Annotated in this window: 20 protein-coding genes; 11 read left to right on the forward strand and 9 right to left on the reverse strand. The window is 66.3% G+C overall.

What is annotated here, in order from left to right:
• The coding region (gene mfd / locus VL752_RS14600) for a transcription-repair coupling factor (protein WP_325356517.1) at positions 1 to 3,090 on the reverse strand (3,090 nt) is incomplete at its 3' end.
• On the reverse strand, positions 3,087 to 3,356 hold the full coding sequence (locus tag VL752_RS14605; protein WP_325356519.1) for a succinate dehydrogenase assembly factor 2: 270 nt from the start codon (positions 3,354 to 3,356) through the stop codon (positions 3,087 to 3,089). The genes mfd and VL752_RS14605, both read right to left, overlap by 4 nt.
• Between VL752_RS14605 and recG the strand changes: the two genes are divergently transcribed.
• Both recG and VL752_RS14615 read left to right on the forward strand, forming a co-directional pair.
• Positions 3,355 to 5,460, forward strand: a complete 2,106-nt coding sequence (recG, locus tag VL752_RS14610; protein WP_325356521.1) for an ATP-dependent DNA helicase RecG — start codon at positions 3,355 to 3,357, stop codon at positions 5,458 to 5,460. The genes VL752_RS14605 and recG overlap by 2 nt on opposite strands.
• A gap of 10 nt (positions 5,461 to 5,470) precedes the next feature.
• On the forward strand, positions 5,471 to 5,905 hold the full coding sequence (locus VL752_RS14615; protein WP_325356523.1) for an NUDIX hydrolase: 435 nt from the start codon (positions 5,471 to 5,473) through the stop codon (positions 5,903 to 5,905).
• A 43-nt stretch (positions 5,906 to 5,948) separates the two neighbouring features.
• On the opposite strand, the gene VL752_RS14620 is transcribed toward VL752_RS14615, so the two are convergent.
• Positions 5,949 to 6,470 carry a bactofilin family protein gene (locus tag VL752_RS14620; RefSeq protein WP_325356525.1) on the reverse strand — a complete coding sequence of 174 codons (522 nt, stop codon included), beginning with the start codon at positions 6,468 to 6,470 and terminating at the stop codon, positions 5,949 to 5,951.
• 531 nt (positions 6,471 to 7,001) lie between these two features.
• On the opposite strand from VL752_RS14620, the gene VL752_RS14625 reads away from it, so the two are divergent.
• A complete protein-coding gene (locus VL752_RS14625; RefSeq protein ID WP_325356527.1) occupies positions 7,002 to 7,979 on the forward strand; it encodes an adenosine kinase in 978 nt (325 codons plus the stop codon).
• Between the two features lie 74 nt (positions 7,980 to 8,053).
• On the opposite strand, the gene phoB is transcribed toward VL752_RS14625, so the two are convergent.
• The 4 genes from phoB to VL752_RS14645 all read right to left on the reverse strand — a co-directional run bounded on the left by phoB (position 8,054) and on the right by VL752_RS14645 (position 11,580).
• Entirely contained in the window at positions 8,054 to 8,758 is a 705-nt protein-coding gene (gene phoB, locus VL752_RS14630; protein WP_325356592.1) for a phosphate regulon transcriptional regulator PhoB, read from the reverse strand.
• 35 nt (positions 8,759 to 8,793) lie between these two features.
• Complete coding sequence (gene phoU, locus VL752_RS14635; protein ID WP_325356529.1) at positions 8,794 to 9,522, reverse strand: phosphate signaling complex protein PhoU; 729 nt, start codon at positions 9,520 to 9,522, stop codon at positions 8,794 to 8,796.
• 5 nt (positions 9,523 to 9,527) lie between these two features.
• Positions 9,528 to 10,346: a phosphate ABC transporter ATP-binding protein PstB gene (pstB, locus tag VL752_RS14640; RefSeq protein ID WP_325356531.1), complete on the reverse strand. Its 819-nt coding sequence runs from the start codon at positions 10,344 to 10,346 to the stop codon at positions 9,528 to 9,530.
• Positions 10,347 to 10,662: 316 nt separating this feature from the next.
• Positions 10,663 to 11,580 (reverse strand): NlpC/P60 family protein, encoded by a 918-nt coding sequence (locus tag VL752_RS14645; RefSeq protein ID WP_325356533.1) that lies wholly within the window; start codon positions 11,578 to 11,580, stop codon positions 10,663 to 10,665.
• A gap of 37 nt (positions 11,581 to 11,617) precedes the next feature.
• Between VL752_RS14645 and VL752_RS14650 the strand changes: the two genes are divergently transcribed.
• The 5 genes from VL752_RS14650 to VL752_RS14670 all read left to right on the forward strand — a co-directional run bounded on the left by VL752_RS14650 (position 11,618) and on the right by VL752_RS14670 (position 15,054).
• The gene (locus VL752_RS14650; protein ID WP_325356535.1) at positions 11,618 to 12,286 is read left to right on the forward strand and encodes an HAD-IA family hydrolase; all 669 of its coding nucleotides are present in this window, start codon (positions 11,618 to 11,620) and stop codon (positions 12,284 to 12,286) included.
• A 103-nt stretch (positions 12,287 to 12,389) separates the two neighbouring features.
• A complete protein-coding gene (locus VL752_RS14655) occupies positions 12,390 to 12,842 on the forward strand; it encodes a hypothetical protein (protein WP_325356537.1) in 453 nt (150 codons plus the stop codon).
• A 93-nt stretch (positions 12,843 to 12,935) separates the two neighbouring features.
• Positions 12,936 to 13,622: a 2-C-methyl-D-erythritol 4-phosphate cytidylyltransferase gene (gene ispD, locus VL752_RS14660; protein WP_325356539.1), complete on the forward strand. Its 687-nt coding sequence runs from the start codon at positions 12,936 to 12,938 to the stop codon at positions 13,620 to 13,622.
• Between the two features lie 89 nt (positions 13,623 to 13,711).
• Entirely contained in the window at positions 13,712 to 14,017 is a 306-nt protein-coding gene (locus VL752_RS14665; protein ID WP_325356541.1) for a hypothetical protein, read from the forward strand.
• Between the two features lie 164 nt (positions 14,018 to 14,181).
• Positions 14,182 to 15,054 carry a hypothetical protein gene (locus VL752_RS14670; RefSeq protein ID WP_325356543.1) on the forward strand — a complete coding sequence of 291 codons (873 nt, stop codon included), beginning with the start codon at positions 14,182 to 14,184 and terminating at the stop codon, positions 15,052 to 15,054.
• 9 nt (positions 15,055 to 15,063) lie between these two features.
• Here VL752_RS14670 and VL752_RS14675 read toward each other — a convergent pair whose 3' ends face one another.
• Positions 15,064 to 15,966 carry an NAD(P)-dependent oxidoreductase gene (locus tag VL752_RS14675; protein ID WP_325356545.1) on the reverse strand — a complete coding sequence of 301 codons (903 nt, stop codon included), beginning with the start codon at positions 15,964 to 15,966 and terminating at the stop codon, positions 15,064 to 15,066.
• Positions 15,967 to 16,084: 118 nt separating this feature from the next.
• Positions 16,085 to 16,732, reverse strand: a complete 648-nt coding sequence (locus tag VL752_RS14680) for an acetate uptake transporter (protein ID WP_325356547.1) — start codon at positions 16,730 to 16,732, stop codon at positions 16,085 to 16,087.
• 144 nt (positions 16,733 to 16,876) lie between these two features.
• Here VL752_RS14680 and VL752_RS14685 point away from each other — a divergent pair, with 144 nt between their 5' ends.
• The 3 genes from VL752_RS14685 to VL752_RS14695 are packed head-to-tail and all read left to right on the forward strand — an operon-like array spanning position 16,877 to position 19,266.
• Positions 16,877 to 18,364: an aldehyde dehydrogenase gene (locus VL752_RS14685; RefSeq protein WP_325356549.1), complete on the forward strand. Its 1,488-nt coding sequence runs from the start codon at positions 16,877 to 16,879 to the stop codon at positions 18,362 to 18,364.
• 41 nt (positions 18,365 to 18,405) lie between these two features.
• Entirely contained in the window at positions 18,406 to 18,957 is a 552-nt protein-coding gene (locus tag VL752_RS14690) for a histidine phosphatase family protein (RefSeq protein WP_325356551.1), read from the forward strand.
• 3 nt (positions 18,958 to 18,960) lie between these two features.
• On the forward strand, positions 18,961 to 19,266 hold the full coding sequence (locus tag VL752_RS14695) for a chorismate mutase (RefSeq protein ID WP_325356553.1): 306 nt from the start codon (positions 18,961 to 18,963) through the stop codon (positions 19,264 to 19,266).
• Positions 19,267 to 19,318 lie beyond the last annotated feature (52 nt).

Below are 19,318 nucleotides of genomic sequence, written 5' to 3' on the forward strand. Positions count from 1 at the left end.
TGACAGGCCCCCGATGCGCCGGTAGAGCCCCAACCGCACCGGCAGGTCGCGCACATAGGTTTCCGGGATCAGCACCGGCAGGCCGAGGCCGATGGTCGGTGTCCAGTCCCGCTCGGCGCTGCGGCTGCGCTTCCCGCGTTCGGCGCGGATATCGGCCACCGCATCCTCCAGCATCTGCTGGTAGAGCTCGATGCCGACCTCGCGGATATGGCCGGATTGCTCATCGCCCAGCAGGTTGCCCGCGCCACGAATGTCGAGATCGTGGCTGGCCAGCGTAAAGCCGGCGCCAAGGGTATCGAGCGTCTGCATCACGTCGAGGCGCTTCTCGGCCGCGGCCGAGAGGCGAAAATTCGCGGGCCAGGTGAGATAGGCATAGCCCCGCTGCTTGCCGCGGCCGACGCGCCCGCGCAACTGATAGAGCTGGCCCAGACCGAACATATCGGCCCGATGAATGATCAAGGTGTTCACGGCCGGCATGTCGAGCCCGCTTTCGACGATATTGGTCGAAAGCAGGACGTCGTATTTGCCGTCGCCGAATTCGGTCATGACGCGCTCAAGATCGGTCGGCGACAGCCTTCCATGGGCTTCCACCACGCGCAGATCGGGCACGATTTCGCGCAGGCGGCTGCCCATGCGCTCAAGGTCTTCCAGGCGCGGGCAGACGCAGAAAATCTGCCCGCCGCGGAAGCGCTCGCGCTGGATCGCCTCGCGGATGACCAGACTGTCGAAGGGCATGATGAAGGTGCGGACGGCGAGACGATCCACCGGCGGGGTGGCGATGATGCTCATCTCGCGCACGCCCGTAAGCGCCAGTTGCAGCGTGCGGGGAATGGGCGTCGCCGTCAGCGTCAGCACATGGACGTCCGCCTTGAGGGACTTCAGCCGTTCCTTGTGGGCGACGCCGAAATGCTGCTCCTCATCCACGACGACGAGGCCGAGGTCGGCGAAGGTGATGGACTTGGCCAACAGCGCGTGGGTGCCGACAACGATGTTGACACTGCCGTCCGCGATGCCGGCCTTCACCACAGAGGCTTCCTTCGCCGTCACCATGCGCGAAAGCTGCGCCACCTTGATCGGGAGACCCGCAAAGCGGGCGGAAAAGCTGCGAAAATGCTGGCGCGCGAGCAGGGTTGTGGGCACCACCACGGCAACCTGGGCGCCGGTCATGGCGGCGACGAAGGCGGCGCGCAGCGCCACCTCGGTCTTGCCGAAGCCGACATCGCCGCAGATGAGCCGGTCCATCGGCCGGCCGGATGCCATATCCTCCAGCACGTCGGCGATGGCGCGGGACTGATCCTCGGTCTCGACGAAGGGGAATTTGGCGCAGAACTCGTCCCACAGTCCCTCGGGCGGGGCCAGGCTCGGCGCCTCGTGCAGGCGGCGTTCGGCGGCGATCCGGATAAGGCCGGCGGCCATGTCGCGAATACGGGTCTTGGCCTTCGCCTTGCGGTTTTGCCAGGAGGCGCCGCCGAGCTTGTCGAGCTGGACACCGGCCGTCTCGGTCCCGAAGCGGGACAGGACCTCGATATTCTCGACCGGCAGGAAAAGCTTGTGCTCCCCGTCATAGATCAGGCGCAGACAATCGTGCGGCGCGTCGTTCACCCGGATGGTGACCAGCCCATCATAGCGGCCGATACCATGATCCTCATGCACGACCAGATCGCCCTCGGCGATGTCGGTCGCTTCCGCGATGAACTGGTCGGCGCGCTTGCGGCGGCGCGGCGGGCGGGCGAGGCGACGGCCGAGCAGATCCTGCTCGCCGACCACCGCCATGCGATCACCGATGAAGCCGCGCTCCATGCCCAGCGTCACGAGGGCGATGGCATGGGGCGGCAGCTTGCGGACGGCATCCGCATTAGCGGCCACCATCAGCTGATCGAAGCCCTGTTCGCGGAGCAGGCCGCCGAGACGCTCGCGCGAGCCATCCGTCCAGGCGGCGATAACGAGACGCTTCTTCTCGGCCGACCAGACCGTCGCCTGCTCACGCAGCCGGTCGAAGATATCGGGCTGCATCTCCCCGCCCGGAGCGAAGATGGGCGCGGGGCGACCGCCGCCGTCCACGCCCGCAGCACCCTCGGGCCGGCCGAAGGGGCTGAAGGCGAAACTCGGCAACTCGGCCAGCAGGGCGGACCAATCGCCGGCATCGAGATAGAGCCGCTCCGCCGGAATCGGCCGATAGGGCGTCTCGCCATCGCGCGGCGGCGTGCGACGCGCCTGGTAATGGTCGGCGATGAGTTCGAGGCGGGAGCCGAGCACCTCCTCGGCCTGATGATCGAGGGCGACAGTCACACCCGGCATGTAATCGACCAGGGTTTCCATGCCGTCGTGGAAAAGCGGCACCCAATGCTCCATGCCGGGATGGCGGCGCCGTTCGGAGATGGAGAGATAGAGCGGGTCCTCGGTCGCGGCCTGGCCGAAAAGCTCGCGCCAGCTGGTGCGGAATCGGGCGACCGATTCGGCGTCCAGCGGCACTTCGGAGACCGGATGCAGGCTGATCGCGGGGGCCGCCTCCCCGCTCCTCTGGCTGTCCGTATCGAAGCGGCGCATGCTCTCGATCGTGTCGCCGAAGAGATCGAGCCGCACCGGGTCGCTCTCGCCTGCCGGAAAGAGGTCGATGATGCCGCCGCGGATCGCAAATTCGCCGGGCTCCATAACCGTTGAGGCGCGGGCATAGCCATGCGCCTCGAGGAAGAGTGCGAGCTTTTCCGGGGCGATGGTGGCGCCTGGCTTGAGCACCATGCTGGTGCCCGAAAACATGGCGCGCGGCGCCACGCGCTGTACGAGACCGTTGACCGTGGTCAGCACCACGCCGCGGCGGTAGGTGCCGGCGGAGAGGGTCGCGAGCGTCGCACTCCGTTCCGACACGATGGCGGCATTGGGGGAGACCCGGTCGTAAGGCAGGCAGTCCCAGGCGGGGAAGCGCAGCACCGGAAGTTCGGGAGCGAAGAAGGCGAGCGCTTCGCCCAGGCGCGCCATGCGCTGATCGTCGCGCGCCACATGCAACACCGGCCCGTCGCTTTCCAGCGCACGGCGAACGAGAAGCGCGGCATCCCAGCCTTCCGGCGCGCCGTAGACGGTGAGACGACTCATTTTCCCTCAGCCTGGATCATCGCCTGGAGGAGCGGGTGCTGCAGCGCCTCCGGCACGGGTTGACGGCCGGTGAGCCAGTCGGCGAGATCAGGCTCCGGCAACTCGAGGAGTCGCTCGATCTCCGTCAGCTCCTCGTCCGTGAAGGTCGCGAGCCGAGATGAGACAAAGCCGCCGATCAGAAGGTCAAGCTCATGCGTCCCTCGGTGGGTGGCTCGAAACAGAAGGCGCCGGCGGCGAGGGTCGAGATCGGGTACGGAATCGCTCATGGGTGATGCGTCCTATAGTCATCTGCCGCGCAAGAGTCAGCCTTTGACGGCCGATCCTCTCTCTTCGATCCGCGCGCCGCTGACCCTCCTCCCCGGCATAGGCCCCCGGCTCGCCGAGGGGCTGGCGCGCCTCGCCGGGCCGCAAATCCGGGACCTGCTGCTCCATATGCCGGACAGTTATGTCGACCGGCGGGAGCGGCCGAGCCTTGCCGCCGCGCGGCCGGGACGGATCGTGACGGTCGAAGTTCAGGTCATGAGCCACGAGAAGCCGCGCAGCCGGACCCAACCCTGGCGCGCCATCGTGACCGACGGCACGGCTTTCGCCGAGATCGTGCTGTTTCATCAGGCCCGGCTGGCGCAGATGCCCGTGGGGGCGAAGCTCATCGTTTCCGGCAAGCTGGACCGCTTCGGCGATACCCTCACCCTGCCGCATCCGGATTACGTGCTGCCTGTGGCCAAGGCGAGCGAGATGCCCGAGATCGAGCCGGTCTGGCCACTGACCGCCGGCATCACCAACCGTGTCGTGGGAAAGGCGATGAGCGGCGCGCTGGCGCGGCTGCAGCCGATGCCGGAATGGATCGAGCCTTCCCTTCTCGCCCGCCGCACCTGGCCGGATTTCTGCGCCGCTTTGAAGCGCGTTCAGGGATCGGAAATGGATATCCGCGTGCGGGAGGATGCGCGGCGGCGCCTCGCCTATGACGAGCTGCTCGCCGAACAGATCGCCCTCGGTTTGCGCCGCATCGCCCGCCGGCTGCGGCCCGGACGCCGGCTTACCGGAGACGGGCATTTGCGGGCACAGGCGCTGGGCCGCTTCGGCTTCGCCCCCACCGGGTCGCAGACCAAGGCGCTGGCCGAGATCGACCGCGATCTCGCCGCGCCCCAGCCGATGATGCGCCTGCTTCAGGGCGATGTCGGTTCCGGCAAAACCCTGGTGGCGCTGATGGCGATGCTGCGCGCGGCCGAGGCCGGCACCCAGGCGGCGCTGATGGCGCCCACCGAGATCCTCGTCCAGCAGCATTTTCGCACCATCTCCGCGCTGTCCCCGGTGCCTGTCGGGCTGCTCACAGGCTCCATGCCGGCCGCCGCCCGGCGGCAAGTGCTGGAGGGGCTCGCCTCCGGCGCGCTGCCGCTGGTCGTCGGCACCCATGCGCTGTTTCAGGCGAGCGTCGCCTTCCAGGACCTCGGTCTCGCGGTGATCGACGAGCAGCACCGCTTTGGGGTCGAGCAGCGTATCAGCCTCGGCGCCAAGGGCGACGGCACCGACGTGCTGGTGATGACGGCAACCCCCATCCCGCGCTCCCTGCGCCTCACCCAGTATGGCGAGATGGAGGTGAGCACGCTGACCGAAAAGCCGCGCGGCCGGGGCACGATCCGCACCACGCTGCATGGGCTGGATGCGCTCGGCCAGGTCATCGCCGGCCTCGCCCGCGCACTCGAACGTGGCGCGCAGGTCTACTGGGTCTGCCCCCTGGTCTCGGAAAGCGAGGCGATGGACCTCGCTGCCGCTGAGGACCGCTTTCTGCTGCTGCAGAAGCGCTTCGGCACGGTCGTGGGCCTCGCCCATGGCCAACAGGAGACGAGGCTGCGCGAGCAGGCACTGGCCGATTTCGCCGCCGGGCGCACGCGCATCCTGGTCGCGACGACGGTGGTGGAAGTGGGTGTTGACGTGCCGGAGGCGACCGTCATGGTCATCGAACATGCCGAGCGCTTCGGCCTCGCCCAGCTGCATCAGCTGCGCGGGCGCGTCGGGCGCGGTGCCTCCGACAGTTTCTGCCTGCTCCTGCACGAGGCCGGGCTGACCCAGGTGGCGCAGGAGCGGCTGACCCTGATGCGCGAGACGGAGGACGGCTTCGCCATTGCCGACGCCGATTTCCGCATCCGCGGCGGCGGCGACGTGACCGGCACCCGCCAGTCCGGCCTGCCGGGCTATCGCTTGGCTGATATTCCGGAGCAGGAGCAGTTGCGGGAAACCGCCGTCAAGGACGCGGCGATGCTGCTCGATGCCGATCCGCACCTGCAGGCAACGGCACGCGGCCGGGCGGCGGACGTGCTGCTCAGGCTGTTCGACAAGGAGGACAGCGTGCGCCTGATCCACGCTGGATGAGAGGGGCACAATGAGCCGCGAGTATCCCACACAGCCCATCGTTGGCATCGGCGTCGTGCTGCTGAAGCCGCCCCATGAGGTGCTGCTGATCCGCCGCGGACGCGCGCCCATGCTGGGCGCCTGGGGCCTGCCCGGCGGCGGCCAGGAGCTAGGCGAGACAGCGGAGGAGGCCGCGCGGCGGGAGCTGCTGGAGGAGACGGGGCTTGCGGTGGGCAGGCTGACGCTTGCCGGCACGGTCGACAGCATCGACCGCGACCCTGAAGGCCGCGTTCGCTATCACTATACGATTCTGGACTTCGCGGGGCTCTGGGAAGGCGGCGAACCGCAGGCATTGTCGGACGCCGCCGCTGTGACCTGGGCGGATTTGCGGGACCTTGCGGCCTACGATCTCTGGAGCGAGGCGCACCGCATCATCGCCCTCGCCCGGCAGTCCTTCGGCCTGTAATCCCCAGCCGCCATACGGGCGGCCAGGGATGGGGCCGGTCTGATCAGACCTCGGCGGGTGCAGCCGGACGATCGAGGTCGGACGTGTGGGAGGGCGCCGGTGTCGCAGTCGCGGACGGGGCGGCGTTGTCGGTCAGCATCTCGATCTGGCCGGTGATCTGGCCACCATCCTCGACCTGCAGGCGCCGGCAACGCGCACGGCCCAACACGCGGCCGGTGGCGCGCACGATGAGGCTGGTGCGGGCGGTGACGACACCGTCGATCGTGCCGGCGATCTCGGCCTCCTCGACCTCGACCTCACCCTTGAAGACGCCGCCCTGAATGACGGAAAGCTCGGTCGCATGGATCATGCTGGCTTCGACCGTGCCTTCGACGACAAGGCGTTCGGCATCGTTGATCGTGCCCTGCACGCTGATCCCGCGGCCGACCACGAGGGTGCGGCGTTCGGCGGGGTCGGTCATGCCGCCCGGACGTTGGGGCTGCATCGCGACCGGCGCGCGATTGGGTACCGGCGGCATGGTGGGCACACTGCTGGACGGATTCGGAGCGAAGGGCGGTCGGGCCATGTCAGAGGGATCCTTGTCCTTGGGCGGGGCTGGGCGGAACGGCGGGACGCCAAGTCCGGTATCGGCGGACTTGGGCGAGGCGGGGATTCCACCTTGGGCTTGCGGTTTGAACCCGGCCGGCGGGGCGGCAACCCCGGTGGCCTGAACTTCGTCTTCGGGTCTCGTGCTGCGGCGCTTGAACACGTTCGTCTCGTCCCTGCCTTGGCGGAATGGCGGGCCTATCATGAACGCAGCGGGCTGAACAACCCAGGCGGCTCTTTTTGTTAATCCGCGGGATGCTAGTGAGCTGGTTTTAAAGTTCGCGTTATGGCGGCCGCCACCGCATCGCGAACTTCAAAACCGAAAGCCTACTGGAATCATATATTTCCTCGTGTGACTCGGATCTCGTGTGGCTCGGACCAGGAACGTCACACCGAGATTGCGGCGGACACGCGCGGATTTCCGCATGGCCACACGGACCGAGGTTTGCCAGCAGCCCCCGCCACTGCTACCCGAAGGCCGGATTTTCAGAGAATTCGCACAGGAAAACGCATGACTCCCCCTCGCTTCGACATCTTGGGCATCGGCAATGCCATCGTGGACATTCTGGCCGAAGTCGAAGAAGGCTTCCTGGGTGCGCAAAGCATGATCAAGGGCTCCATGGAGCTGATCGACGCCGGGCGCACCGACGCGCTCTATGCGCTGATGCCGCCAGCGGTGCAGACGAGCGGCGGCTCGGTTGCCAATACGGCCGCCGTCGCGGGCCAGATGGGCGCGCGCGCCGCCTTCATCGGCGTCGTCGCGGGCGACGAATTCGGCGCCATCTTCCGTCACGACATCCGCGGCTCGGGCGTGCACCACCCGACACCGCCCAGCACGGGCGGCGATCCCACGGCGCGCTGCCTCATCCTGGTTACGCCGGACGGCCAGCGCACAATGAACACCTTCCTCGGCGTCTCCAGCTCCCTGGCGCCGCATCATCTGGACCATGCGCTGATCGCTGATTCGGCCATCAGCTACCTTGAAGGCTTCCTGTTCTACGTGCCCGATTCGGCGGCAGCGAGCCGCCGCGCGGCCGAGATCGCCCACGCGGCAGGACGCCGCGTCGCGATCAGCCTGTCGGACTTTCTCTGTGTCGAGCGCAATCTGAACGCCTTCCAGACCATGGTGCGCGACCATGTCGACATCCTCTTCGCCAACGAGAAGGAATTGGCGGCCCTCACCGGACTCGAGGATTTCGAAGAGGCGGCTGACGTGGTGCGTGGCCAGGTCGAAATCGCGGCACTGACGCGGGGCGAGCACGGCAGTGTGATCTTCCGTGGCGAGGAGCGTTTCGATGTCGCCCCGGTGCAGGCCAAGGTCGTGGATACCACCGGCGCGGGCGATGCCTATGCGGCCGGGTTCATGACGGCGCTGACCGCAGGCCGCGACCTGCCGACTTGCGGGCGCTGGGCCTCCCGCGCGGCGGCCGAGACCATCAGCCGCATGGGCGCCCGGCCGCCAGGCGATTTGTCCTACCTGCGCGGCTGAGCCATCCGGCCCTCACAAAAAATGGGGACAGGCCCGGGCCTGTCCCCATTTTGCGGCGGCAAGGCCCCTGCCCTTCAGACGCTTTCGGTATCCAGCGCATAGCCCGCAGCGCGAACCGTGCGCACCACGTCGAGCTCGCCCTCGCCGTTGATCGCCTTGCGCAGCCGCCGGATATGCACGTCCACGGTACGGGGCTCGACATGGATCGAGGGACCCCAGATTGCGTCCAGCAGATCTTCCCGCGAAAAGACGCGGCGCGGACGCTGCATGAGATATTCCATCAGCCGATATTCGGTTGGACCCAGATGCAGCTGGCGGCCGTTGCGGCTGATGCGATGGGCCGACAGATCGAGCACGATATCGTGGAAGCGCAACTCACCCTTCGCCGGCACCGTATTGGAGCGGCGCATCAGCGCCCGCATGCGGGCGACCAGCGCCTCGGTACTGAAGGGTTTGGTCACATAGTCGTCCGCGCCGGTGTTGAGGCCGCGCACTGCGTCCTGATCCTCGCTGCGCGCCGTGATCATGATCACCGGCAGTTCCCGCGTCGCCGGGCGCCGGCGGATCTGCCGGCAGACCTCGATGCCGGAAAGATGCGGCAGCATCCAGTCAAGAAGCACCATGTCGGGCTTCACTTCGTTGATGCGGTTGAGCGCTTCCTCGCCGTCTCCCGCTTCCTCGACACGGAAGCCCTGCTTTTCCAGATTGTAACGCAGCATGGTCATCAACGCTGCTTCGTCCTCCACGATGAGAACAAGCGGCTTGTTCGCGAGGGACACGCTATCAGGAACCACTGTGGTTTTTTCCTTGAGGGTCAGGCGCCTGCCTGGCGGCTGGTCGAGAAGCTGCTCTCGCCCTTGGGGCGGTCGGTCGGCATATTCTGGCCGGAGATCGCGTAGTAGATCGTCTCGGCGATGTTGGTTGCATGGTCACCCATGCGCTCCAGGTTCTTGGCCATGAAGAGCAGATGCGTGCAGGGGGTGATATTGCGCGGATCTTCCATCATGTAGGTAATCTGCTCGCGGAAGATCGCGGAATAGACATCGTCGATCATGATGTCGGACCGCCAGACCTCGACCGCGCGATCGGGGTTGCTCTCGCCGATGGCATCGACCGTCGTCTTCAGGTTCTCCTGCACCAACCGGCACATATTGCCGATGCCGCTCATCGAGAAGGGCGAGGAAATCTCGTTCAGGACCAGGCTGCGTTTCGCAACATTGGCCGCGTAATCGCCGATCCGCTCCAGGTCGCCCGCAATCTTGATGGAGGAGACGATGAGCCGCAGGTCGGAGGCGACCGGCTGGCGCAGAGCGAGCAGCCGGATCGCGAAATCGGTGATCTCGCGTTCCAGCGCGTCAACCGCGACATCGTCCTGCACGGCATAGCCGGCGGCGGTGGCATTGTGTTCGAGCACCGCGCGGGCCGCATTGGCGGCCTGGGCCTCCACCATGCCGCCCATCTGCGTGAGCAAGCCCTTTAACCGCGCCAAATCCTGTTCGTAGCTTTTCACGATGTGCTCGCCCTCAGATTCCTTGGTGGTCATCGCGCTCACCCGAACCGGCCGGTGATGTATTCCTGCGTGCGTCTCTCTTTGGGATTGGTGAACATGGTCGCGGCGGCGTCCACCTCGACGAGTTCGCCCAGGTAGAAGAAGGCCACGCGGTCGGCGACGCGCGCCGCCTGTTGCATGTTGTGGGTCACGATGACGATCGTGAAGTCCTTCTTCAACTCGTCGATCAGTTCCTCGACCTTCAACGTGCTGATCGGGTCAAGCGCGCTGGTCGGCTCGTCGAGCAGCAGGACCTCGGGCCGAACGGCGATCGAGCGGGCAATGCAGAGGCGCTGCTGCTGGCCGCCCGACATGCCGGTGGCCGGCGTGCGCAGCCGGTCCTTGACCTCGTCCCACAGGGCCGCGCGGGTCAGCGACCACTGCACCCGCTCGTCCATCTCGGCGCGGGAAAGCTTCTCGTGCAGCTTCACCCCGAAAGCGACGTTGTCATAGATCGACATCTGGAAGGGCGTAGGCTTCTGGAAAACCATGCCGATGCGGCGGCGCAGCATGTTGAGGTCGATGCTGTCGCCCACGATGTTCATCTCGTCCATCACCACCTGGCCCTCCGCCCGCTGACCGGGGTAGAGGTCGTACATGCGGTTGATGACGCGGAGCAGCGTGGACTTGCCGCAGCCTGAGGGACCGATCATGGCTAGCGCCCGGCGATCATCGACCTCGAGATTGATGTTCTTCAGGGCGTGGTTGTCGCCGTAGTAGAAATTGAGGTCGCGGATCGAGACGCGTGGTTCCGTCCGCGTGGTCTCTTTCGCTTGATCGCTGCTTGCGGTCGGTCTGGTCTGCTCAGTCACCGGCATTACGAAATCACCTACTGTGGACAATTGACCGAATCCTAGCCGATCTCGCCCAGAACATGCGCGCAGATAACGGAGGCGCCCCGCCGGGGCCATGGAAACTCCGTGAAGCTTTCGTGACGCTGAGGCGGCAAACCGGCTGATCTTTGCCTTTGTGCCATAAAAAAGGGCTGCCGAAGTAACCCTTTCAATGAAGTTTACGTGGCTCTGCCGCAGCCTAGCATGAGGCGCGCCTTCTTGTTGGGGACCGATGACGAAGACCGAGCGGACGGTAGCGGAAGGATCGGCCGCGGGATGGAACCGGCGTGATCAGGATGCCTCAGGCCCGGTCGTCGCCCTCGGGAAAGCTCCCGGGCGGCCGGCAAGCCCGCGCCTCGGCCCCGATCAGCCGATGGGCGTGGGAGAAATGGCGCCAATACCAGCCGCCTTCGTCGAAGGGGCGAAGATGCACACCCGTCGGCACCATTTGTCCGCGCCCGTCCCGATGGCGGGTGTCGGTGCTGTCGAGGATGAGGGGCGTTCCGGCAAGTGTGCCGATCCAGAAGCCGGCGTGGCGGATGCGGCCGCGCCGGTCCCGGAAATAGAGAAGATCGGCCGGCTGCAAAGCGGCGAGCAGCGCCCCGTAGCGGGCCCTGTGGACACGCGATACGGGCTGACAGCCGGTGCCACCCGGCCCTTCCAGGGACAGCTGGACCGCCTGCATGCCAATCGCGGTCGGCAGGCGAAGTCCCAGCGCATAATTGAAAACGAAGGCCGAGAAATTGCTGCAATCGAGCCCCGGCCCATTGACCCCGGCCGCGACCCGCAACCACGGCCAGCCCGGCGGCGGCGCCCAAGAGGGGAGATGGTGGTGCTGATAGGCGAGGCCGATATGCAGGGCGGCAACGAAAATCACCCGCTCGCGCCGGTAGGCCTCGTCCTGTCGCGGCAGGCGCGGCACCGGATAATGCCGTGCCGGCGGCCCCCAGGCGGCGCCAGGGGACCGGGCATGGGTCGCGTCCCAGGCCGCGAAGGGCTCCATCGCCTCGGACTGCGGATCGTTCCAGGGCGTCTGGTCGAAACCGGCCGCGAGATCGGATTGCGGGCAGGAGAAGGCGAGCGCATAGGGCGACTGATACGCCTCGGCCTCGGGCTTATGGACAGACGTATTCGGGGAGGACATTTGCGCTTCCGCCTCCGGACCGGTAAATCCACAGGCGATACCGGCCATGAGCGCCATCAGCGACCGTCGGCGCATATCCCCCAACTCAGCCAAAGGATGATCGGTAGAGACGATGCGGTTTGAAAAGGGACGGCAACTCACGGCGCGCGGCTTCCTCTTCGACATGGACGGAACCTTGGTCGATTCCGGCCCCGTGGTCGAGCGGGTGTGGGGCGCCTGGGCCGAAACCCAGGGCCTGGACATCAAGGGACTGATGCCGGTGGCCCATGGTCGCCGCGCGGTCGAGACCATCGCCATGTTCGGCAAGAATGTCCTCGACATCGCGGCCGAGGCGCGCAAGCTCGAAGACGCGGAGCGGCTGGATACCGAGGGTCTCTCCGAGATCGCGGGCGCCCGTGCGCTGATCGCCGCTCTGCCAACGAACGCTTGGGCCGTCGTCACCTCGGCCGACGCAGCGCTGGCACGCACCCGTCTCACCGCCTGCGGCCTGCCCATCCCGCGCGTCTTCATCACCGCCGAATCGGTCGAAAAGGGGAAGCCCGATCCGCGCTGCTACCAGCTCGGCGCCGATGGCCTCGGATTCGACCCGCGCGACTGCATCGTTTTCGAGGATGCCGATGCCGGCCTCGCCGCCGGCCGCGCGGCGGGCGCGCAAGTGCTCGCCGTCGCCTCCACCCAGTCCTCCGAAGGGCTGGACCGTAAGGGCGAGCTGTGGGTGCCCGACCTCGCCGGGCTCGAGGTTTCGGTCGTGGGCGGGCTGCTGCACCTCGCGCACCGCTGAGCGGCCAGCGTTAACCTCACCGCCTCGATTTGGACATGAGAGACGGCGCATAATCTCGGGGCATAATCGGCGCTTGAAGAACGCGCACGAAGGAGGTTCGTCGATGGTCGCAGCAGGTTCCGCCCGGACGCCGATTCGGCGCTTCCTTCTCGCCGGCGGCATCGGGCTCGCGGCGCTCGCCGCGGGGGTGACCCTGGCACCTGCGCCCGCCCATGCCTGGTGGCGCGGCGGCGTTTGGGTGGGCGGCCCGGGCTATTATGGGCCGCGCTACTATGGCCCGCGCTACTACGGGCCGCCGGTGGTGGTCGCACCACCACCCGTCTATTACGCGGCACCGCCGCCGGTCTATTACACGCCGCCCCCGGTCATTTACACGCCGCCGCCCCCCGCACCCTATTTCCCGCCCGGTCCCCCGCCGCAGAGCACAGCGGTGGCCGCGGGCGGCGCCTGCGTCACCCCTGCCCGCACCTGTGGCATGACCGTCGCCCGGGCCCCGGGGGCTTCCTGCTACTGCACGGATGCCTACGGGCAGCGCGTGTGGGGCAGCGTGCACTGACGGCCGCCGCCGGGACTTGAGCCAGGTCCGCTTCTGCGCGATGAGCGGCCCTGCCGGGCCCTCTGCGGGGCCGCAGGAGAAGGGCCGAGCGAAATGAGAGTCACCGCGCTGATCGTCTGTGCAGGGCGCGGCACCCGCATGGGGCCGGGGGCGCCCAAGCAATATCGTATGCTGGGCGCCATGGCCGTGCTGCGCCATACCGCCATCGCCTTCCTGACCCATCCCGAGATCAGCGATGTCGCCGTGGTCATCCACGCGGAGGATCGGGCCCTCTATGAGGAGGCGACGCGCGGGCTGAAACTGCGGCCGCCCGTGGTCGGCGGCGCCACGCGCGATGCCTCGGTGCGCCTCGGTCTCGAAGCCCTGTCGGGGGAGGATGCGCCTGACCGCGTGCTGATTCATGACGGCGTCCGCCCCTTCGTGACGGCCGAGACGGTTTCCGCGACGATCGCGGCTCTGGACCGGGCCGCGGCTGCCATCGCCGCGATGCCGGTTTTCGACACCATCAAGCAGGCGGCGGATGGCGTGATTACCGGCACGATCGACCGCTCCGTCCTGTGGCGCGCGCAGACACCGCAAGGATTTTTGTTCCCGGTGATCCTTGATGCCCATCGCAGAGTGGCCGCACGCTCCGACCTCCCTCCGGTAACGGATGATGCCTCGGTCGCCGAGGCGCTGGGCATCCCCGTGGCCATCGTTCTGGGGTCGGAGGACGCTTTCAAGATCACGACAGAAGCCGATCTGCGACGCGCCGAGCGGCATCTGCGCGGGGATGAGTGAGGGATTGCGTGGCGCCGCCGGATCGGGCGGTGGTATGATGCGGCGCTCGCCCTCGGCTGAAATGGCCGGGCCAGAGGAGGCTTCTCAAGATGAAGACCGACTATTTTTCGACGTTTCTCTCGACGCTTGAGCCGCAGACCACGCCAAAGCCTGCCCCGGTCGAGGTTTCGGCAACGCGGACGGGAAGTCCGGCTTCGGTCAATCTGGACCTCGTTCTCAAGTCGCTGACCGAAAACGGCGGCGAAGTCACGCTGCCTCAGCTTGCCCAAGACACGGGAAACGGCGTGAACGATCTCATCCCGGCGATCATGCAATTGCAGGAATTTGGCCTGGTGAGCTTCGACCGGACGGCGGTCCGCCTGACGCAGCAGGGCAAGGACATGCCCGCCACCTGACCCCGCGAGGGTTACCACGCGGTTTCCGTTGCACATTCCTCTTGCGAAGAAGTAATGACATGGAGGTTTATTGCTCCTCCAGGCGACGCGCGTGTTCGGTACGGCACGGTTGACTTGATGCCGCGCCGGATCAAGCGCTCACCCTTCCTCTGCCGGCATCAAGATTGGACAGCCCCCACCTGAATTACCTGATCAGTCTTCTTGTCGTGCTGGTTTCGCTGGCCCTCCTCTGGGTCGCGATGTTCTGCGGCCGACGATGGCACGGGACATCCCCACCGGATCAGCAGACCCTGCATCGCGGTCTCCTCGGGGCGGCCATCACAACCGGGATCCTGCTCATCCTGATGGGCACCGTGGTCATCTTCATTCATGTCCCGCCCCATGAGTCCCGCGACACGATCATCGGCTTCAGCTTCGTCTCGCTCTTCTCCGGGTTGGTGGGCTTCACCGAGATCGCGCAACGCTACCAGGATCGGCCGCTCCGTCTTCTCACGGTGCCGCCTGCCCTCGTCTATATCTACATCAACTTGGCGGCCGGTATCGGCGCCTATGCGTTGGTGGAGGAGTTCGACGTCTTCAAGCAGGACTCGCCCCACGCCATGGTCTATCGCGTCATGCTGGCGAGTTTCGGCGCGATCGCGTTTTTCCGCTCCTCTCTGTTCACGGCCCGTGTCGGCGATGTCGATGTAGAGGTCGGACCCGCGACCCTTCTCAAGGGCCTGCTCTCGATGACCGATACGCTTGTCAACCGCTGGCAGGCGACGGCGCGGGCCGATGTGGCGGCAAGCCTCATGCGCGAGATCAGCTTTCAGAAGGCCAAGGGCAGCCTGACCAGTCTTTGCATGACAACCGTTCAGTACATCACACCCGAACAGCAGGCGGATTGCGCCGCCGCCATTCAGAAGATCGACGTCAGCCTGACGGACGAGGTGCAGAAAAGCCTGCTTCTCGGCACCTATCTCATGCAGATCGTGGGGCCGGATGTCGTAAGCAGGGCCGTAATGGCGCTCGGGGACACGATCAAGCGCGTCCCCTGAGACAGAAGCCTAGTCCTTCGGCACCAGCGACACGCCATTGGCCTCGGCGATGAAGTCCGACAGCATCGGCACATAGTCCTCGGCTTTGCCCGCACCGACCGCACCGGCGAAGGAATTGCGCACCGCCGCACCCAGCGGATTGGCAAACTCGGAGGCCGCCGCGAAGCCCGCGAGATAGGTCATGTCCTTGAGAGCGTTGCGGATGGCGAACTGGTGGGCATTGCGGTCCCGCTCCAGCACATATTTGAAGAAGGTCTGGTAGAAGCCGCAATCCATCCGGCCGCCGCGAATGACCTGGTCGAAGACTTGCGGGCTCAGCCCGGCTTTCGCACCCAGAGCCAAGGCTTCCGAATAGAGCGTCGCATAGCCCATGGCGAGGAAGTTGTTCAGTAGCTTAATGGTGTGGCCGGTGCCCGTCGGCCCCGTTTCCACCACGCGGCCGGCAAAGCAGTCGATGATCGGCCGCACTCTCGCGACGATCTCCGGCGCGCCGCCAACCATCACGTCCAGCGTGCCGGCTTCGGCGTCTTTCGGGGTGCGACTGAGCGGCGCGTCGATCAGGGTGATCCCCCGCTCCGTCAGCCGGGAGGCAAGCGCCATGGTCTGCGCCGGATCGGAGGTCGAGCAATCGATGATGACGAGGGGCTTGCCTGCCGAGGCGAGGCCTTCCGGCCCGTCCACCACCGCTGCCACCTCCGGCGAGCCGGTGACGCAGAGGACGATCACGTCGCAGGACTCGGCCAGCGCCCGGGCGCTGGAAACCTCCGTCGCCCCTTCGGCGACCAGCGCCTCTACCGCCGTCCGGCTGCGATGGGCAAGCACGGCAAGCGGCCAGCCCTTCTTCAGAATGTTGCGCGCCATGCCACGACCCATGAGGCCGAGGCCGACAAATCCCACACGTTCCTTGGTCAAGGCTTGCTCTCTTTCAGTTCATCTTCAAGCAGATGACCCGGCGCTGGCAGCGCCGGGTCACGATCGTCGTCAGGTCATCCCGCCTTCAGATCATCTGGTCGTCAAATCACCTGTTTCGTCAGATCACCTGGGCGGTCCTCACATCTTCCGGTGCCAGCCGGTTGCCGAGCGGCAGGACGATGCGGCCATGGGTCTCGTTGATAACCTCAGCCGCCGAGACGTAGAAGGCAATAGCCGCCGTGACGAGACCGACATAGCCACCGATCATATGCGCGGCGGTGATGCCCCAGGCACCCAGGGCGAGCAGCAGGAAGGTGATCCAGAGCGCAAGGAAAATGTAGGAGACCGCGCGGGTCAGGGCCTGGCTGCCGATCCACATGTAGAAGGTGAAGACACCCCACATGAACAGGTACCAGCCGACGAAGGCCGCCGGAACATGGGGTTCGAAGAAGAGCACGAAGAGCGCGAAGGACCACCAGAAGGCGCCATAGCTGCAGAAGGCGACGAAGCCGAAGGTATTGCCGCGCGGCAGTTCCAGCAGCCCGGCCGCGAACTGGGCCGCGCCGCCGAACGTGAAGGCCAGTGCCAGCACCAACGGCACGCTCGCCGCCGAATACCATCCGGCATTGACCATGCTGAGCATCCAGGTGGTGAAGGCAAAACCAGCGAGACCGAGCGGCGCCGGATTGGCAAGCTTGTTCATGTCGTTCTCCCATCGTCCCGGAAGCCATGCGCCCGGGATCGTTTGACTTGGCGGCGGAAACACCCGGCCGCCGCCCTAAGTTACACCCTCCCCGATGGGTTATGAAAGATTCGTATCGTTTGTGGCCGCGCGCCAACAGCGGACGCTCTTCCTGCCGGGCCCAGCCGTGATAGACTCCCGTCCCGCTGACCCCTTACGGAGAGAGAAATGACAAGCCCATCCTGGCATGAAAAAGCGGCCGCTCTGGCGTTCGAGACGCGGTCCTTCATCGGTGGTGCGATGGCCGAGGTGAATGGCGGTCATTTCGAGACGATAAACCCTGCCAATGGCCAGGTTCTCGCGGCCGTCGGAGTCGCCACCGCAGCCGATGTGGACCGCACCGTCGCGGACGGCCTGAAAGCATTCAGGAGCGGCAGCTGGTCCCGCATGGACCCGCGCGACCGCATGGCGGTGATGTACCGATTCGCCGATCTGATCGAGAAAGAGGCTGAGCTCCTGGCCCTGCTCGACACGCTCGATATGGGCAAGCCGATCAACGACATGCTCACGATCGACGTTCCCGCCGCCGCCCATACCATTCGTTTTTCCGCCGAATGCATCGACAAGATCACCGGCACCACGACGGCGAGCCCGTCCAACGTGCTGCATTACACGACACGCGAACCGCTCGGCGTCGTCGCCTGCATCGTCCCCTGGAATTATCCGTTGCTGATGGCGGTGTGGAAGATTGCGCCCGCCCTCGCGGCGGGCAATTCCGTCATCCTCAAGCCGGCCGAGCAATCCCCGCTTTCGGGCGTGCATCTGGCACGACTCTTTCTCGAAGCGGGCGGGCCGCCCGGCGTGCTCAACGTCCTCAACGGTCCCGGCGAGATCACCGGCCAGGCGCTGGCGCTGCACATGGACGTCGCCAAGGTGAGCTTCACCGGCTCCACCGAGGTCGGCAAGCTCATGCTCATCTATGCCGGCCAGTCCAACATGAAGAAGGTCGCCCTCGAATGCGGCGGCAAGACACCGCAGATCGTGCTTGGCGACAATCCGAATGTCGCCGCCATCGCCAAAACCGCCGCCTGGGGCATCTACAACAACATGGGCGAGGTCTGTAACGCGGGCTCGCGCCTGCTGATCGACAAGAAGATCCATGACGAGTTCTTGTTCAGCTTCATGCGCGAAGCCGAAAGCTGGGTCCCGGCCGATCCTCTGCTGGAGAGCACCAACATGGGCCCGTTGGTGACCTTCGAGCACCAGAAGCGCGTGCTGAACTACATCGACATCGGCAAGAACAAGGACGGGGCCTCCCTCGCCTTTGGCGGCAATGTGCCGCAGGGTCTGGAGAAGGGCGCCTATGTCGCGCCGACGCTTTTCACCGGCGTGAACAACAAGATGCGCATCGCGCAGGAGGAGATTTTCGGGCCGGTTGCCGCGCTCATTCCGGTCGACGGCGTGGACAACGCGATCGAGGTCGCCAATGACACGATCTACGGGCTCGCCGCCGGCATCTGGACGACCGATCTCAATGCCGCGCACCGCATGGCGCGCGAGGTGGAGGCCGGTACCGTGTGGGTCAACTGCTTCGACGAGGGCGACATGACCCAGCCCTTCGGCGGCTACAAGCAGTCCGGCAATGCCCGCGACAAGTGCTTCGACAGCGTGGTGAGCTACAGCCAGCCGAAATCGACCTGGGTCAAGCTCGGCTGAGCTTTCCGGGGAGGCGGCGCGCTGCCTCCCCATCCTGCGCGATGACCTTTCCCCTCGCCCTTCTCCGCCATCCGCCCGTCTCCGGTGGCGCCGGCCTGTGCTACGGCAGGCTCGACCTGCCGCTGGCGGATCCTGGGGCCGATATTCCGCCGATTCTTGCGGCGCTCGCGCCCCTCCGTGGCGGCGTGATCTGGACCAGCCCGCTCACCCGCTGCCGGCAGGTCGCGGAGGCGCTTGCAGCCGAGTGGGGTGGACCAGGCCCGTTGCAGGACCCGCGCCTGATGGAGATGAATTTCGGCGCCTGGGAAGGTCTGCTCTGGGCGGATATCCCCCGCGCGGCGCTGGATGCCTGGGCGGCGGACCTCGCGGGCTTCGCGCCGCCCGGCGGTGAAAGCGGCGCGGAAATCACCGCACGCGTCGCCGCCCTCTGGGCGGATGCCTCGACCCAGGGTAAAGCCTGCGTCCTCGTCACCCATGGCGGCCCGCTGAAGATCCTCACGGCCCTGGCTGAAGGCCGGCCCGCCGATCTCGCCGCCCCGGCGCCGCCTTTAGGCTGCGTGCGGATCTACCAGAGCCTGCCGAAGGAGGCATGACCAATGGCCGACCCCTCACCCGCCCCGACGGCGATGGACGAGTTGCTGCAACTCCGGCGCAGCATCGACAATATCGACGCCGCGATGATCCACATGCTGGCGGAGCGCTTCCGCTGCACCAAGGCGGTCGGCGCGCTGAAAGCCCGACACGATCTGCCGCCGGCCGACCCGGCGCGCGAGGAGCAGCAGATCGCGCGCCTGCGCAGCCTGGCCCATGAGGCCGATCTCGACCCCGATTTCGCCGAGAAGTTCCTTGCCTTCGTCATCCGCGAGGTAATCCGGCATCATGAGGCGGCACGGCAGGGCTGAGCCGCGGCCGCGCGCCAAGCTTGACACGTCACAACCTTTTCACAAGACTGTG

The organism is Acidisoma sp. (assembly GCF_035492295.1).
Lineage (GTDB): Bacteria > Pseudomonadota > Alphaproteobacteria > Acetobacterales > Acetobacteraceae > Acidisoma.